We start from the raw sequence: 15,652 nt of genomic DNA, 5'->3' as shown, positions 1-15,652 counted from the left end.
CTGCAGATCCGCCGCTGGCACGAGCTCATCGACGATGCCCGCACCCTTCGCCGCCTGCGGCGACAGCGTCGTGCCGCGCAGCATCAGCTCGAGCGCCCGCTGCCGGCCGATGAGGCGCGGCAGGCGCTGCGTGCCGCCAGTTCCCGGCAAGAGGCCGAGCGTGACCTCGGGCAGTCCTATCTTGTAGCTGCCCTCCGCCGCGATGCGGAAGTCGCAGCAGAGCGCGATCTCGAGGCCGCCGCCCAGGCAGTGCCCGTTGATCGCGGCGATGACGACCTTCGGCGTGCTCTCGAATTTGCTCATGGCCTCGTTCGCGCAGACGACGAAGGCGTTCTGCAGGTCGAGGTCGCTCTTCGCGAACACCGAGACGTCGGCGCCCGCGGAGAAGAACTTCTCAGACGCGCTGCGCACGACGATGGCCTTGACCGCGTCATCCTTCCGCGCCTCTTCGATCGCGGCATCAAGCTCTTCCATGAACGCGCGGTCATAGGAGTTGGCCGGGGGCCGGTCGAGGACGATGTGTCCGATCGCGTCCTGCTTCTCGAGTCGCACGGCCATGTCGCTGACCTCCCCACAGTGCTGCGCGCAATACCTTATAGACCGCGGCGCTCGTTCGTCAGAGCGAACAGGAGCTAACTGTGCGCATTGGAGTCAGCTCATTCCCTAGACTGGGTGCAGGAATGGGGCGGTAAGTCAGGGAGGTCGTGGGAAGAATGGCCAAGATGCTCATCGGCGGCGAGCTCGTCGACGCACAGGGCGCTCGGACGATAGCGGTCCGGAATCCCGCGAACGGCGAGGTGGTCGGCCAGATCCCGCGCGGCACGCAGGCCGACGTCGACGCCGCGGTCGATGCCGCGCGCAAGGCGTTCCCCGGCTGGGCGGCGACGCCTGGCAGCAAGCGCGCAAAGCTCATGCTCGAGGCCGCGCGGAAGATGCACGAGGTCGTCGACGAGGTCGCGAAGCTCCTCGCGATGGAGCAGGGCAAGCCGCTCGCGCACGCGAAGATCGAGGCGCAGCGCGTCGCCGAGAACCTCGAGTACTTCGCCGGTCTCGCCGACAAGATCCGTGGCGACTACATCCCGCTCGACGATCCGTCGAAGTTCGGCATCACGATCCGCCGTCCGGTCGGCGTCGTCGTCGCGATCACGCCGTGGAATTTCCCGCTCACCCTGTTCGCGAACAAGCTCTGCCCGGCGCTCGCGACCGGATGCACGATCATCCTCAAGCCCGCGTCGACCACGCCGCTCGCGACGCAGCGCGCGATCGAGGCGATCAACTCGGCCGGCTTCCCACCCGGCGTCATCAATGTGGTGCACGGGTCCGGCAGCGAGATCGGCGACGCGCTGGTGAGCCACCCCAAGATCAACAAGATCGCGTTCACCGGACAGACCGCGACCGGCAAGCGGATCATGCAGCTCGCCGCGAAGAACGTGACGCGCGTGACGCTCGAGCTCGGCGGCAGCGACGCTCTCATCGTCGCCGACGACGCCGACATCCGGCGCGCGACCGCGGCCGCGGCGATCGGCCGCTTCTTCAACGCGGGGCAGGCGTGCCTCGCGGTGAAACGCATCTTCCTGTTCGAGAAGATCGCCGAAGAGTTCATGACGAAGTTCACGGAGCGCGCGCAGAAGGAGTGGAAGATCGGCGAGCAGTTCGCGGCCGATACGAAGATGGGTCCGCTCCACACCGAGCACCAGCGTGCCGAAGTGGAGGCGCAGGTCGCGGACGCCGTGAAGCGTGGCGCGAAGGTGCTCGCCGGAGGCAAGCGGCCCGATGGCGCGGAGTACGCGAGGGGCTGGTTCTATCCCGCGACGGTGCTCACGGACGTGCCTGAGGACTCGCGCATGGCGACGGAGGAGGTCTTCGGGCCCGCCGTGCCGCTCTTCATCGTGAAGGACATCGACGAGGCGATCGCGAAGGCGAACTCCTCGATCTACGGCCTCGGCTCGTCGATCTTCACCAAGGACATGGCGAAGGCGCGCAAGGCCGCGGAGCTGCTCGACGCGGGATACACCTGGGTGAACGACATCCAGGTCGCGTACGACCAGCTGCCGTTCGGCGGCGCGAAGCAGTCCGGCTTCGGCAAGGAGCACGGCATGGAGGCGATCGAGAGCTACACCGAAAAGAAGTCGGTGGTCCTCGCGGGCTAGGAGGGCGACATGACGACGGATGCTCAGACGCTCATCACCGAGGCCATCGAGCTCGGCCTCTTCCGGCCGCAGGCCGCGTTCGAGGTGCACTGCTCGAACTGCCACGGCCGCCTCGACGGACGCGGCGACTGCCCGACCTGCGGCCTCATCGGGCGCGGTCCCGCCGAGCTGGAACGCCGGGCGCAGACCGACCCCGCCGGCGTGAGCAAGCTGATCTCGGCTGCGATCCAGAAGCGAAAGAACTACCGGCCGGCGGGACGCGAGAAATCCGCGGAGCGTTAGCTCCCACGTCCGGCCTCAGGGCGCGTTGAGCCGGTAGCCGACCCCCCGCACGTTCACCATCAGGCCCGGCTGCGACGCCTCGTCCTCGAGCTTGTCGCGCAGACGCCCGATGTAGACCTTCAGGTAATGGTTCTCGCTGCGGTGCGCTCGAAGCGCACGAGCTCTTCGCGCCGTTCGTCGGCGAGCATCAGCGTCTACCCAGGGAGGGCGCTCTCCACCGCGCGGCGCAGCTCCTCGTCGTCGTACTGGAGCGCCTGTCCGTTCCTCTGAGTGCTCGGCAGCGCCAGGTACGCGATCGCGCGCGCCGGCGCCTTGGGATCGACGAGTCGCCCCTCCTTCGCGAGGGCGCGATACTCGTCGGCCCGCGGGAAGTCCGAGGTGGGCGTGCGACGGATGCGCTCCTGCATGTCGGTATCCATCCCGCCCGGGTTGAACGCGCACGCCGTCACGCCGGTGCCCTCGAGCTCGATGGCGAGGCTGCGCGTCATCTGCACGACCGCGGCCTTCGCGGCCGAGTACGCCGTCCAACCCGCGCTCGGTCGCGTCGCCGAGCCCGACGAGATGTTCACGACCCGGCCGAAGCCCCGCTCGAGCATCCCGGGCAGCACGACGCGGAGCGGGAGGTACGTGCCGCCGACGTTGATCGCGATGTTGCGCAGCCACAGCGCGGGATCCGATCGCGAGAGGGGCGTCATCGGGTCGACCATGCCGGCGCAGTTCACGAGGATCGACGCCGGTCCGACCCAGCGCGCGGTCGCGAGCCCGAGGTCCTGCACCTGACGCTCGTCGGCGACGTCGGCGGTCTGCGCGAGCGCGTGGCCACCGGAACGTTTGATGACCTTCACGACCTCGTCGAGCTCCGGCGCGTTGCGAGATGCGAGCACGACCGACGCGCCGAGGCCCGCGAGGGTCTCGGCTACGGCACGACCGAGCCCACGGCCCGCGCCGGTGACGATGGCGACTTGTCCGGTGAGGGGTGCCACGGCCCTCAACGATACCGAAGGGTCCGCCGCTCTCAGCGGACGGGGCTGGCGAGCGTGCGCGCGAACGCGTCGGCGAGCTGGTCGATGTCGCTCTCCTGGTGGAGCGCCCAGAAGGAGAGGCGGATCGCCTCGAGACCCGGCTCCGACAGATGCTTGATGACGATGCGCTGCTCGCGCCACATGCGCTCGACGACCTCGAGCGCGGGCACGCCGCGCGGCGCGACGATGACGATGCCGGTCGGGTCGCTCGGGCGTGAGAGCACGTCGAACGGGAGGTCAGCGAGACGCTCGAGCAGACGAACGCGCAGCGCGCGGATGCGCTGACCCACCGTGGCACCGAGTTGGCGGTGCACCGCGAGGGTCTGCCGCAGTCCGTGGAACGCGCCGGCGTCGACGGTGCCGATCTCGAAGCGCGACGCCTCGGGCTTGAGGGTCACGTGGCCCTCGAGATCCATCGCGCTCTGCGAACGCCAGCCCAGCCGCGTGCTTTCGAAACGATCGGGATCGTTCACCCAGAACGCGCCGACGCCGAGGGGGCCGTGCAGCCACTTGTACCCGAGGAACGCGTAGGCGTCGGCACCAAGTGCGCGGACGTCGACCGGGATCTGGCCGAGCGCCTGCGCGCAGTCGACGATCACCGTCGCGCCCGCGTCGTGTGCGATGCGGGTCGCGTCAGCGACCGGGAGCACCTTGCCGCTCTTGCATCCGACGAGCGAGATGACGAGCGCCTCGGCGCCGCCCGCGAACGCCGTCCGCACGTCGTCGAGAAAGCTCGCGTCGTCGCGATGCGCGATCACCTGCACGCGATCGCCGCGCGCTCGGCGCGCGAACACCGGCAACAGGGCACTGCCGTGCTCCTCCGCGGTCGTGACGATGAGCGCGCCGCCCTTGCGCGGCATACGCGGCTTAAGACGCAGGCCGCCGATGAGGATGTTCAGGCCGTCGGTCGCGGACTGCGCGAGGGCGATGCGCGTCGCGCCGCCCTCGTCGCCGATCGCGGCGGCGAAGTCGGCCCGCACCTGATCGAGGCCCGCGTTGTACGCGTCGTACCCGACGTGCGAGAACATGCCGACCGACGTGAGCCACGAGCGGTAGGCGTCGGCGGCCCGGTGCGCGACCGGGAACGTGGGACCCGAGCCGGCGACCTGGAAGTAGAGGAAGTCGCCGCGCAGCGCCTGAAGGGCTTCGCGCGAAACGTCAGGTACCGGATCGATCTCGGGAGCGACGTCCATCACGGCAACGATATGCCCAGTGCGGCGGTCGTTATCCCGCGGATCGCGAGACCGGCGGTGAACAGCGCGGCGAGACCCAGCGCGATCGACTGACCACGCGGGGTGCGGTCGCGCACCAGCGTCGCGGCGAGCGGCATCGCGACGACGAGCGCGAGCCCGTACAGGATGTGCACACCCTCACGCGGAGCGCCCCGGAACACGAGCACCAAAGACCCGAGCACGCCTTGCAGGACCGAGGCGACCACCGCGATCGCGATCGCGCCGCGGTAGCTCGCGTCCGGGCCGCGGTCGCGGATGCCGCGCACGATGCCCCAGAGGCCTACGAGCGTGTAATAGAGGACAAGAGCCCACGCGACGCGGCCGTGCAGCGAGAGCACGAGATCCATCGGCCGAAGGCTAGGGCATTGCCGCATATGCTCGTTCGATGATCGACGTGCGCGACCTGTCGCGCTCCTTCGGGCGGACGACGGCGCTCGACCACGTCTCGTTCCGCGTCGAGCCGGGCGAGATCGTCGCGCTCCTCGGCCCGAACGGCGCGGGCAAGACGACCGCGAGCCGCATCATCGCCGGCATCCTCGCCCCGAGCGACGGCGACGTGCTCGTCGACGGGATCTCGGTGCGCACCGACCCAGGCAGCATCCGCAGCCGCTGCGGGATGGTCACGGATCAACCCTCGCTCTACGAGCGCATGACCCTTCGCGCCTACCTCGCGTTCTTCTGCCACCTGTACGACGTCGCCGGCGCCGCACACCGCACCGAGGAGCTCGCGAAGCTGCTCGGCCTGTCGGACCGCCTCGACGTCCGCCTCGGCGCGTTCTCGCGCGGGATGAAGCAGAAGGTCGCCATCGCGCGTGGCCTGGTGCACGACCCGCCCGTCCTCCTGCTCGACGAGCCCGCGACCGCGCTCGATCCCGAGACCGCGCGCTCGCTCCGCTCGTTCATCGTGTCGCTCCGCGCTCGCCACCGCGCGATCCTCCTCTGCACGCACGACCTCGACGAGGCGCAGCGCATCGCGGACCGCGTCGTGGTCCTCTATCGCGGTCGAGTCGCGCGTGAAGGGCTCACCGGCGACCTCCGCGCGGATGCGCATCCCCGGTTCATCGTCTCGTTCACCGGCGATGCGACTGCCGCGCGCGAGACCCTGGCACGCGCGGGCGTGAAGGCGGAGCCGGCGGACCCGCAGAACGGATACAACGCTCTCAGGTTCGACGCCGACGAACCCGGGACCACGAATCCGGCGGTGCTGCGCGCTCTGCTCGCGAGCGGCGCGAGTGTCATCACGCTCGTGCGCGAGGAGCGTTCCCTCGAGGACGCGTACTTCTCGATCGTCGCCGAAGCCGGGGAATCGAATGGGTAAGGCTGCGCTCATCGCCTGGCGCGAGATCCGCTGGGAGATCTACGGCGACCGCGCCTCGGTCATCCGCACCGGCTTCTTCGCGGTCCTGCCGATCCTGTTCGTCCTGAGCGCCAGCAGCCAACCGGGCGGGCCGAACGACATCTCGATCCTCGCGCTCGCGCTGCAGAGCACGCTCATCCCCGCACTGTCCGGCGTCGCGCTCATCGCGTCGACGTTCACGCAGGAGAAGGAGAACGGGACGCTCGTGCCGCTTCTCGCATCGCCGGTGCGCGACATCGACATCGTGGTCGGCAAGCTCCTGGGCATGGTCGGTCCGGTCATGCTCATCTGTCTCGGAAGCCTCGGTGTGTATTACGTGCTCGGGTCGTTCCTCTTCGGAGCCACACGGATCCGCCTCGCCCTCCCACCGGAGATCTTGTTCGCGGTCCTGGTCGTCGCGTTCCTTTATCTGATGAGCGCGGGAAGCTGGGTGCTCATCATCGCGGCCCTGGTGCGGACGACCCGTGCCGGCCAGCAGCTCGCCGGCGTCATGATCGGCCTCTCCGCCGCTCTCTTCGGCGGGCTCGCCATCGCCTTCGCGCGCATCGCGGACGGCTGGGGCCTGGTGATCCTGGGTCTCGTATTCGTCGCAACCGACGTGGTGGCGCTCGAGATCGCGCGGCGCGTCTGGCAGCGCGGCGAGGTCATCGGACGGCTGTGACATTGACGGCGCCGCGCGCTGGCTCTAGCGTTCGCGTCCTCATGGCACGGTTCGTCTTCTTCGTCATCGTCATCGAGCTCCCTCAGGGAGCCGGCGGAGGAGGCGCGCTCAGCTAGCGAGACAGCCAGACCAGCGGAACGAAGCCTCCCAAGACCGGGAGGCTTTTCTTGTTGTTAGAGGAGGAAGCGGATGGCCAGCAGCGTTCGAGAACAGCTCAAGGAGACGGCGGCACTCGGCACGGAGATCCCGGAGACCGGGTGGGCCTACCAGGACGGCGTCTACAAGAAGCTGGCCGACGCGCACGTCAGCATCGCGACGCACGCGCTGAACTACGGCACCGGTGTCTTCGAGGGCATCCGCGCGTACTGGAACGCCGGGCAGGAACAGCTCTACGTCTTCCGCCTGCAAGAGCACTTCGACCGCATGCGCGACAACTGCCGCCTCCTGCGCATCGACCTTCCGGGCGACAGCCGGGTGCTCGCCGACGTCACGCTCGAGCTCATGCGCCGCAACGAGTTCCGCACCGACGTCTACATCCGTCCGCTCGCGTACAAGGCCGCGCGGTCGATCAAGGTCGCGCTACACGATCTGCGCAGCGGCTTCGGCATGTACGCGTTCCCGATCGGCGCGTATCTGCCGACGTCCGGTCTCGCGGCGCGGACCGCGACGTGGCGGCGCACAGCGGACGATTCGATCCCGGCGCGCGGCAAGCTCACCGGCGCGTACATCAACACCGCGCTCGCCGTAGACGAGGCGCACGATGCGAACGCCGACGAGTCGATCTTCCTCACGCGCGACGGCCACGTCTCCGAGGGAGGCAGCGCGAACCTCTTCATGGTCCGCGACGGCGAGCTCATCACGCCGTCCGTCAGCGACGACATCCTCGAGGGGATCACGCGCGACAGCATCATGATCATCGCGCGCGAGGAGCTCGGCCTGACGATCCGCGAGCGCGCGATCGATCGCACCGAGCTCTTCATCGCCGACGAGGTCTTCTTCTGCGGCACCGGCGCGCAGGTCGCGCCGTGCGTGAAGGTCGACGGCCGCGTCGTCGGCGACGGCAAGATCGGTCCGATCGCGAGGCGCATCGGCGACGTGTACTTCGCGATCGCGCGCGGCGACGACAAGCGTCACGCGGAGTGGCGCACGGCGGTCTATCGCTGAGCGTCTCGTACCAGGGACTGGCCGGCGCGTTCTCTGAGGCCGCCGCCGCCGCGCTGTTCCCGGATGAGAAGCTCCAGCCACGCCGGACATTCTCGGAAGTCTTCGCTGCGCTCGAGAACAGCGAGGTCGACGCCGCGGTCGTGCCGGTGGAGAACACGCACGCGGGGTCGGTCGCCGATGTGTACGACCTGCTGCGCAACCACCGCGGCGTCCGCATCGTCGCCGAGGCCGTCGTGCGCGTCCGTCACTGCCTTCTCGCCGTCCCCGGCGCGAAGCTCGCCGACATCAAGATCGCGCGGTCCCATCCGCAGGCGCTCGCGCAGGTCGAGGACTTCCTGCGGCGCGCGAAGATCCAGCCCGAGGTCGCGTACGACACGGCCGGCGCGGCCGCCGATGTCGCGGCCGCCGGCGACCGGACGATCGCGGCGATCGCGAGCAAGCGGGCGGCGGGTCGCTACGGACTGACGGTCCTTGCCGAGTCCATCGAGACGAGCCCCGACAACTTCACGCGCTTCTTCGCGCTCGCGCGCGACGGCGACGCCGCCGTCGCCCGTCGCGTCCCCGCCCCGCTCCTGACGGGACCGTGGAAGACGAGCGTCGTCTACGCCGCGGCGAACGTCCCCGGGGCGCTGACGCGGACGCTCCAGCCGTTCGCGACCGCCGGCGTCCAGCTCACGAAGATCGAGTCCCGCCCCAGCCGCGCCGGGCCCTGGGACTACGTCTTCTACCTGGACTTCGAGGCCGACCCCCGGACCTCCCCCGCCCGCGAGGCGCTTGCGCTCATGGCCACCTGCTGCGAATGGGTCCAGCCGCTGGGCACCTACCGCGCCGCCACGACCGTGCTGGAGCCCGACTAGCAGGGTAACGACGGCTGCGCCGCATCAGCACCCGAGACGACACGTTGTCCGGGAAAGGGCGTCCTACTCTTAGCCCGGGCGGAGGAAACAGGGGTTGGACCGGCAGGCCACCGCGGGGGCGCTTCAGCGCCTCGCAGATGAAGCGACCGCACGCGAACCGTCCCTGGGGACGGTGCTGGCGCGGCTCGCCGATGCCGTGCGCGAGGGCCGGACCACCGAGGCCGCCGCGTACACCGGCGCGGTCGACCCGCGCGGCCTGGCGGAGCTCCTCGCCGGCAAACACTCGCGGCTCTGGGCGATCCTCGAGGTCATCCGCAACGTGCTCGTGTTCGCTCCGATCGCGGTCACCTGGTTCGGCCTCTCCATCGCGGCCAGCGCGTACGCGCAGCTCCTCGGCGAGCGTCCCGATCTGGTGGCGCGCCCGTTCCTGCTCCTCTGGCAGGAGGGTTTCGAGGGCCGGCTGCTGCTCAACTTCAGCACCCTCGCGATCACCGACGCAAGCCTCATCGGCGTGCTCATCGTCCTCTCGCTCGCGCTGCACATCCGCAGCGAGGTGCGCGACGCGCAGGTGCGCACGCAGGCGCTGCTGAAGGAATCGGAGATCCGCGCGCTGCTCGGCCACGTCTCATCGCTCGGCGCGCTCGACTTCGGGACCGGCGACGCGGAAACGATCCTCGCCGACATGGCCGCCGAGGAGCGCCGGATCTACGAGCGCGCCGTCGAGCGCGAGGGTCAGCTCTTCGATCTCGAAGGCGCCATCGAGCGCCTGCGCGACGCGGCGATCCGCCTCGAGCGCGCCGCCGAATCTCTCGCGCGCCGTTAGGCCGTGCAGCGGTCCGCGCATCGCAGCGTCTCATTCAACCTCGCCGGCTGGCTGTGGGCCGACCTGCTCCTCGGCATGTTCGCGATCTTCCTCGCCGCGAACGCGCTCGCGCCATCAGCCGATGCGTCGAAGAAGTCCGGCATCGATCCCACGCCGATCGTGATGCGCATCGAGGTCAGCGGCCTCGCGCTCTTGGGTAACGACGCTGCCCTCGCGAGCGCCGAGCAGCAACGGATCGCCGATGAGGTACGCGATCGGCTCGCGACCGAGGCGCCTCGGCGCCACGCTGCCATCGTCTTCGCGTACGGCGCGAACGCGAGCGCGGCGCAGGGCGACCGCATCGCCGCGCTGGCGGTCGAGCTGCTCAAAGATGGGCAGTTCAAGGGGACCGTGACGAAGGCCTATCACGAGCTCGTGCCGGGCGATCCGGGAACGTCGCTCGCGCTGGAGATCTACCTCGATGAATGACCGCGACGCGATGCGCCTCGCCGCTCGCCGTGCCGCGCTGCACGCCTCGATCCGCGAGGGCAACGCCCAGGCGGCCGCGCGCGCCGCGGCGCGACTCCGCGTTCCCGGCGCGCGACTGACCGCGCAGGAGCTCACGTTCGCGCGCGACACACGCGCCGCGCTCGGGCGCGCGCTCATCGCGGCGCGACTTCCCCGCCCGGCTCCACCTGTCGCACCGGCGGTCGAGGTCGTACGGCGGCGCAGGATTCCATGGAGGCGTCTCGCGATCGCGCTCGCGGTCATCTCGGCCCTCATCTTCCTCGTCCTGGGCCCGGGCGGTGAGCCCGGCGGCAAACCCGAGGGCGATGCGAGCGCGGTCGTCCCCGACGTCACCCGTCCGCAGGTGCTCGCGCAGGTGAGCCGCGGACGGAGCGCGATCACGACCGCACCGGAGGTGGTCGCGGCCGCGGCGCCAAGCGCCGAGCCGACGGCCGTGCCGACGGAAGCGCCGAGCGCAGCGCCCAGCGCAGGCGCGGGTGGTGCGGGCGGCGCCGGCGGTTCCGCGAGCGGAGCGGGCGGTGGCGGCGGTGGGATCGGCATCGGAACGGGACCGGGTCTCATCACACTGCCGACGCCGCGTCCGGCGCCGACGCCGCGCGTGCCACCGGCGGGCTACGGACGCATCCAGATCATCGTTCTCGACCGTCAGACGCTCCGGCCGGTGCCGGACACGTGCGTCTCCTTCGGCAGCCTGACCTGCACGACGATCACGGCCGGGGACAAGACGGCCCTCAGCTACCGCACCGATGAGAACGGACGGTGGTCGCTCGACGTGCCGCTCGGCGCGCCGACGGTGAGCTACGACATGCTCTTCTTCAAGCTTGGGTACCGCGTCGACATCGAGAAGATCACGCTCCGGCGCGGCGGCACGGTCTTGAAGACGGTGTTCATCGTCAAACAGGGCTAGCCGTCCCCAGCCCTTTCCCACGCGCTGATCATGGGAAGTCGAGGGCCTCCGATACAGGTGTTTGGCTCCCACCGGGGGTCGGGCCGCCGCTCATGACGTAGACGGTGCGCCCGACCGCGACCACACCGATGCCGTGGCGCGGCGTCGGAAGATCGGGTCCGCGCATCCAACGTCCGGACTCCGCGTCGAACAGCTCGACTTCGTTGTACGTGCCGCTGAGCTGCTCGCCACCGACGAAGACGAGTCGATTGCCGACAGCGGCGGCACCGACGCCGCCACGCGCGGTCGGGGCGTCAGGTCCCTGCTCCCAGCGATCTGCACCGGGGTCGTAGCACTCGAGCGTCGCGAGATTCGTCGTGAGCGAGAGCCTGCGGCCGCCGATCGCGCAGATGCGTCCGAGGACCATCGCGGCCGCAAGGTGATCGCGCGTGGTCGGTATCGGCGCGACCTGACGCCAGCGATCGGCGCTGGCCTCGTACGCGTACGTCGGCGCCACCAGACGTTGCCCGTCAAATCCACCGACGACATAGATGAATCGTCCCTGCGCGACGGCCGCGCCCTGCGACCGCGGACCTGGCATCGCCGCGATCTCACGCCACGCGGTCGCGTCAGGCGCGAGACGGAAGCTGCGCGCGATCGCAACGCTGCCGTAATTTCCGCCGAATAGGTACACGCCGGCGCCGTCGACCGCGTCGACCACCGAAGCCGCCATGGCGTGATCCACCTCGAACGGAAGATCGGGTCCGCGCCGCCAGCGCTGTCCGTCGAAGATCTCGACGACGCGTCCGCCGCCGAACCCACCCATGACGTACACCTCGTTCCGGAAGACGGTCGCCGCGACCTCGCTGCGCCCCGTCGGGATGTCGGGGATGCGGCGCCACGCAAGCGCCGCGGCCGACGATCCTCCGGTCGACCCGCTTGGCGCAGACGATGTCGACGGCGTCGCGCTTCGCTCGAGTACGTGCGTCGTTGACTCTGGCGCGCCCTCTCCAGGCGCGATGCACGCGCCGAGAAGCAGAGCGAGGAGCACGAGGCGCATCACCACCTATATAAAGGAGAGCGCATGCCGACGGCGTACGGGACCGAGATCGTCACGGCGCTGTCCGCATTCGTCGCGTCATTCCTCTCGGGCCTGCTCGGCATCGGTGGCGGCGTCGTCCTCACGCCGCTCCTCCTCTATCTACCACCCGCGGTCGGCATAGGTGCGCTGCCGGTGAAGATCATCACCGGGCTCACGATCGTGCAGGCGATCTCCGGCAGCGTGCTGGGGGCGTTCCGTCACGGCTCGTACGGGAACGTGTCGCGCCGGCTGGTGCTGACGATGGGGCCGACCGGCGCCGCGGCCTCGCTCGTCGGCGCGCTCATCTCGCGCGACGTTGACGACCGCGTGCTGCTCGGCATCTTCGCGGCGCTCGCGCTGGTGACCGCGGCCATGCTCCTGCTGCCGGTGGAGTCGCAGCAGACCGGCACCGACGACCTCCATCTCAACGTGCCGCTCGCGGTCGGCATCTCGATCGTCCTGGGCTTCCTCGGTGGGATGGTCGGCATCGGCGCGATCGCGACGATCATCGGCACGCTCGTCTACTTGCTGCGCGTCCCACCGCGCATCGCGATCGGGACGTCGCTCGGCATCGGCATGTTCGCCGCCGTCGCGGCGCTCATCGGCAAGGCCGCGACGGCGCAGATCGATCCCCCGCTCGCCGCGATCGTCGCGATCGTCGCGCTCGTCGCGTCCCCCATCGGCGCGTGGGTCTCCATCCGCACGCGGCCTCAGGTCCTCATGAAGATCCTCGCCGCGGTCGTCATCGTCGCGGCGCTGCGCATGGCGGCGAGCGCGCTCCTCGGTTGAACCGGACCCCATGCGAAGTCCGACCTGAACTTGCGGGACGACGCAAGTTCGGAGGGCGCGCCCGCCTAGCTCGCGGTCGCCTCTTCTCCGCTATTCGGGATCGCGATGCGCACGGCGGGCAGCGTCACGGTGAAGCTGCTGCCGCGATCGATCCCCGCGCTCTCGACCTTGATCTGACCGCCCTGCCCTTCGATGATCTGCTGGCATACCGCGAGACCAAGGCCCTCGCCCTGCGTCGTCTCCGCGAGACGAGGCGATCGGAATCCCCGCTCGAAGACGTGACCGATCTCGTCGGGCGCGATGCCCGCGCCTTCGTCCTGCACGGTGATGCGCACTTCGCTTTCGCCGGGGATGATCTGCAGCGTTATCGCTCCGGTCTCCGGTGAATACTTCGCGGCATTGCGCAGCAGGTTGTCGAAGACCTGAGCGAGACGGACCGGGTCGATGCGAGCGAGCGCCGGTTCATCCGGCTTGATGAGCCACGCATCGCGGCCGGTGAGGGCGCGCAGCCGGCCGACCGCTTCGCTCGCGACCTTCACGACGTCGGAGACGTCCTTCTCGAGCGCGGTGCGGCCGAGGAGGTCGGCGATGATCCGGTCGAGGCGCGTGAGCTGGTCTTGCACGGCGCCGAGGTTGCGTGAGATGAGCGTCGCGTAGCCATGGACCGAGGTGAGCGGATTGCGGAGCTCGTGTGCGGCCATCGCGACCGCGTCTTCACGCGCCTGCAGCACGACGCCGAGCCGCTCTGACTCGGTACGCAGCTGCTGCGCGTCGGCCCGCTGGCGATCGCGGTCGCGCACCAGGTCGGCGACCGCGCCGGCGACGTTCGCGAGACGCTGAATGAGGGCGAACTCCTGCTCCGAGAGGATGCGGTCGGTCGAAAGAGCGAGGAGCCCGCGGCCCTGCCCGGCGGTCACGACGACGGCGGAGCGCGCGTCGACCCTGGCGAGGAGCGGGCGCGACCAGTGGGTGCCGGTCCCGACGAGGAGGGCGGCAGCGCCGCCGCCGCGCGCGAGGTCCACGGCCGCGTCCTTCGCGACGTCGCCGGTGAGAAGGACGCCGTCGGCCAGTCGCACGATCGCGGCGCGTCCCGCGACCGCCGCGGCGGCGACCGTGAGCGTCGCGAGCGCGCCGGCCTCCGTCTGCTCGCGCGGTGTCTCGGCGAGCGCGTCCAGGGCGTGCGCGGCGGCGTCCCGCAGGCGCTCGGCGTGCTCCGCGCGCTCGGCCGACGCGACCAGTGGTGCGATGTCCGCGACGAGGTCACGCGCGATCGTCTCGATCTCCGGCGCGTTGGCGACATCCGGGGGGAGGATGACGGCGATGTAGCGCGCGTCGGTCGTCGGGAGACGCGCTACGAATCCCGCCTTGCCCGCCAGCGACTCCTTCAGCGCTTTCTCGTCAACACCGATCCGAACGTGGACCGCGCCGAGCGCGAGGACCTGGGTGCGGAGCGTCTCGAGCAGCGCACCGCTGCCGCGCGCCTCGGCGAACGCGCGGAGGGCGTGGCCGTGGCGGCGCATCCGTTCGCGGTCCGCGGTCGCGCGCACGGCGCTGTACACCAGCTCGGCGCTGATGAGGCCGACCGCGACGAGCGCCTGGACGACCCAGAGCGACGAGGCGGGAGCCTCGCCGGTGCGAGCGGCGAGCGTGAGGTCGTAGGCGAGGATCGATGCGGCGGTCGCGCCGAATACCCCAAGCGGCCCGCGCCAGAGCGCGGTGTTCGCGATGGCGAAGCCGTAAAGGATCCAGGACGGAGCGGCGAGCGGGAGCGAGAAGACGACCGCGGTGGCCAGGACCACGTCGAGCGCGCTGCCGGCGACGGCTCGGGCCAGCGGGTAGCGGCCGGCGGGCCCGTAGCGGAGGGCCACCGCTCCGGCGAGGAAGGTCGGGATCGCAGCCACCGCGAGGGTGTTGGTGCCGTCCCCGGCCAGCAGGACGAGGGTGGTGGCGAGCGCGGCAGCGGCGAGACGAAGGCGTAGAGCCGCCCGCTCAGTCTCGAGCGCGAACGCCGCTTCCCCACGCATGCCCGAGTAACGCACCGTCAAGCAAGCACAGTACGTGGAAATGTCCCTACCAAACGTTCGTTTGGGCGGGTACCATGACCCGGATGACGAGTTCCTCGGGCGGGATGGCGACCATCACGCGAGCTGTAGTGGTCGGCGGTTGGCGAACTCCATTCGTAAAAGCGGGCACCGACTTCGCCGATCTCGACGTCCTCGACCTCGCGAAAGTTGCGACCGCAGAGACACTCGCCCGCACAGAAACCGCGGCGCGCGACGTCGATGAGGTCGTCTACGGCAACGTCTCGCGTCCGGTCGCGTACCACAACCTCGCGCGCGAGATCGTGCTGGCACTTGGTCTGCCGACCAACATCTACGCCGCGAGCGTCGGCATGGCCTGCGCGTCCGCGTGCGTGGCGATCACGACCGCGGCCGACCACATCGCGGTCGGCACCGCAACGTCCGCGCTCGCGGGCGGCGCCGAGAGTCTCTCGAACGTGCCGATCACCTACACGCCGAAGCTCGCGCGCGCGCTCGTGCGCGCATCGCAGGCGAAGACGCTGCCTCAGAAGGCCACGAGCTTCGCCGACGTTCGTCTCGCCGACCTCGCGCCTGTCGCGCCCGGCATCCGGGAAACGAGCACCGGCCTGACGATGGGCCAGTCCGCCGAGTCGATGGCCTCGATCAACGGCATCCCGCGTGACGCGCAGGACCGCTGGGCGATGCGCAGTCATGCGAACGCCGCGCGCGGCTGGGAGGACGGCCGTCTGGGCCAGGAGGTCGCGCCGCTGTATCGCAACGGACGCTCGGTCACGGCCGACGGCCACATCCGCCGCGACAC

Annotated in this window: 17 protein-coding genes and 1 pseudogene; 11 read left to right on the top strand and 7 right to left on the bottom strand. The window is 70.1% G+C overall.

Translation table 11 applies throughout. From position 1 onward, the window contains the following. Positions 1–558: enoyl-CoA hydratase/isomerase family protein (locus VI056_12675; protein HEY6203880.1), on the bottom strand; the 558-nt coding region annotated here is incomplete at its 3' end. Positions 559–713: 155 nt separating this feature from the next. Here VI056_12675 and VI056_12670 point away from each other — a divergent pair. Continuing rightward, positions 714–2,150, top strand: coding sequence for an aldehyde dehydrogenase family protein (locus VI056_12670; protein ID HEY6203879.1), 1,437 nt, complete (start codon positions 714–716; stop codon positions 2,148–2,150). Positions 2,151–2,159: 9 nt separating this feature from the next. Then, entirely contained in the window at positions 2,160–2,432 is a 273-nt protein-coding gene (locus VI056_12665; GenBank protein ID HEY6203878.1) for a hypothetical protein, read from the top strand. 15 nt (positions 2,433–2,447) lie between these two features. Here the strand turns inward: VI056_12665 and VI056_12660 are convergent. From VI056_12660 to VI056_12645, 4 genes and pseudogenes are all read right to left on the bottom strand, one after another. After that, positions 2,448–2,561, bottom strand: a pseudogene (locus tag VI056_12660) (helix-turn-helix domain-containing protein). A gap of 65 nt (positions 2,562–2,626) precedes the next feature. Continuing rightward, positions 2,627–3,415, bottom strand: a complete 789-nt coding sequence (locus VI056_12655) for an SDR family oxidoreductase (GenBank protein HEY6203877.1) — start codon at positions 3,413–3,415, stop codon at positions 2,627–2,629. A 32-nt stretch (positions 3,416–3,447) separates the two neighbouring features. Then, positions 3,448–4,647: an aminotransferase class V-fold PLP-dependent enzyme gene (locus tag VI056_12650; GenBank protein HEY6203876.1), complete on the bottom strand. Its 1,200-nt coding sequence runs from the start codon at positions 4,645–4,647 to the stop codon at positions 3,448–3,450. Beyond that, positions 4,647–5,033, bottom strand: a complete 387-nt coding sequence (locus VI056_12645; protein HEY6203875.1) for a hypothetical protein — start codon at positions 5,031–5,033, stop codon at positions 4,647–4,649. Before VI056_12645 ends, VI056_12650 begins: the two co-directional genes overlap by 1 nt. A 38-nt stretch (positions 5,034–5,071) precedes the next feature. On the opposite strand from VI056_12645, the gene VI056_12640 reads away from it, so the two are divergent. The 7 genes from VI056_12640 (at position 5,072) to VI056_12610 (ending at position 10,962) form a co-directional block, all read left to right on the top strand. After that, on the top strand, positions 5,072–6,004 hold the full coding sequence (locus VI056_12640) for an ABC transporter ATP-binding protein (protein HEY6203874.1): 933 nt from the start codon (positions 5,072–5,074) through the stop codon (positions 6,002–6,004). Continuing rightward, positions 5,997–6,704 carry an ABC transporter permease gene (locus VI056_12635; GenBank protein ID HEY6203873.1) on the top strand — a complete coding sequence of 236 codons (708 nt, stop codon included), beginning with the start codon at positions 5,997–5,999 and terminating at the stop codon, positions 6,702–6,704. The genes VI056_12640 and VI056_12635 overlap by 8 nt, the downstream gene beginning before the upstream one ends. Before the next feature lie 189 nt (positions 6,705–6,893). After that, positions 6,894–7,868, top strand: coding sequence for a branched-chain amino acid transaminase (locus VI056_12630; GenBank protein ID HEY6203872.1), 975 nt, complete (start codon positions 6,894–6,896; stop codon positions 7,866–7,868). Then, complete coding sequence (gene pheA / locus VI056_12625) at positions 7,844–8,725, top strand: prephenate dehydratase (GenBank protein ID HEY6203871.1); 882 nt, start codon at positions 7,844–7,846, stop codon at positions 8,723–8,725. The genes VI056_12630 and pheA overlap by 25 nt, the downstream gene beginning before the upstream one ends. A 94-nt stretch (positions 8,726–8,819) precedes the next feature. Further along, positions 8,820–9,548 (top strand): hypothetical protein, encoded by a 729-nt coding sequence (locus VI056_12620; GenBank protein ID HEY6203870.1) that lies wholly within the window; start codon positions 8,820–8,822, stop codon positions 9,546–9,548. Between the two features lie 3 nt (positions 9,549–9,551). Next, positions 9,552–10,016, top strand: coding sequence for a hypothetical protein (locus tag VI056_12615; protein HEY6203869.1), 465 nt, complete (start codon positions 9,552–9,554; stop codon positions 10,014–10,016). After that, positions 10,009–10,962: a hypothetical protein gene (locus VI056_12610; protein ID HEY6203868.1), complete on the top strand. Its 954-nt coding sequence runs from the start codon at positions 10,009–10,011 to the stop codon at positions 10,960–10,962. Before VI056_12615 ends, VI056_12610 begins: the two co-directional genes overlap by 8 nt. A gap of 28 nt (positions 10,963–10,990) precedes the next feature. On the opposite strand, the gene VI056_12605 is transcribed toward VI056_12610, so the two are convergent. Continuing rightward, on the bottom strand, positions 10,991–12,001 hold the full coding sequence (locus tag VI056_12605) for a kelch repeat-containing protein (protein HEY6203867.1): 1,011 nt from the start codon (positions 11,999–12,001) through the stop codon (positions 10,991–10,993). A gap of 24 nt (positions 12,002–12,025) precedes the next feature. On the opposite strand from VI056_12605, the gene VI056_12600 reads away from it, so the two are divergent. Next, positions 12,026–12,811 (top strand): sulfite exporter TauE/SafE family protein, encoded by a 786-nt coding sequence (locus VI056_12600; protein HEY6203866.1) that lies wholly within the window; start codon positions 12,026–12,028, stop codon positions 12,809–12,811. A gap of 65 nt (positions 12,812–12,876) precedes the next feature. Here the strand turns inward: VI056_12600 and VI056_12595 are convergent, their stop codons facing one another. After that, complete coding sequence (locus VI056_12595; protein HEY6203865.1) at positions 12,877–14,850, bottom strand: ATP-binding protein; 1,974 nt, start codon at positions 14,848–14,850, stop codon at positions 12,877–12,879. A 68-nt stretch (positions 14,851–14,918) separates the two neighbouring features. On the opposite strand from VI056_12595, the gene VI056_12590 reads away from it, so the two are divergent. Next, positions 14,919–15,652 (top strand): beta-ketoacyl synthase N-terminal-like domain-containing protein (locus VI056_12590; GenBank protein HEY6203864.1); only part of this gene is annotated, 734 nt, incomplete at its 3' end.

The organism is Candidatus Limnocylindria bacterium (genome assembly GCA_036523395.1).
Lineage (GTDB): Bacteria > Chloroflexota > Limnocylindria > P2-11E > P2-11E > CF-39.
The sequence above is the reverse complement of the archived record's forward strand: the minus strand, read 5'-3'. Positions and strand labels throughout refer to the sequence as shown.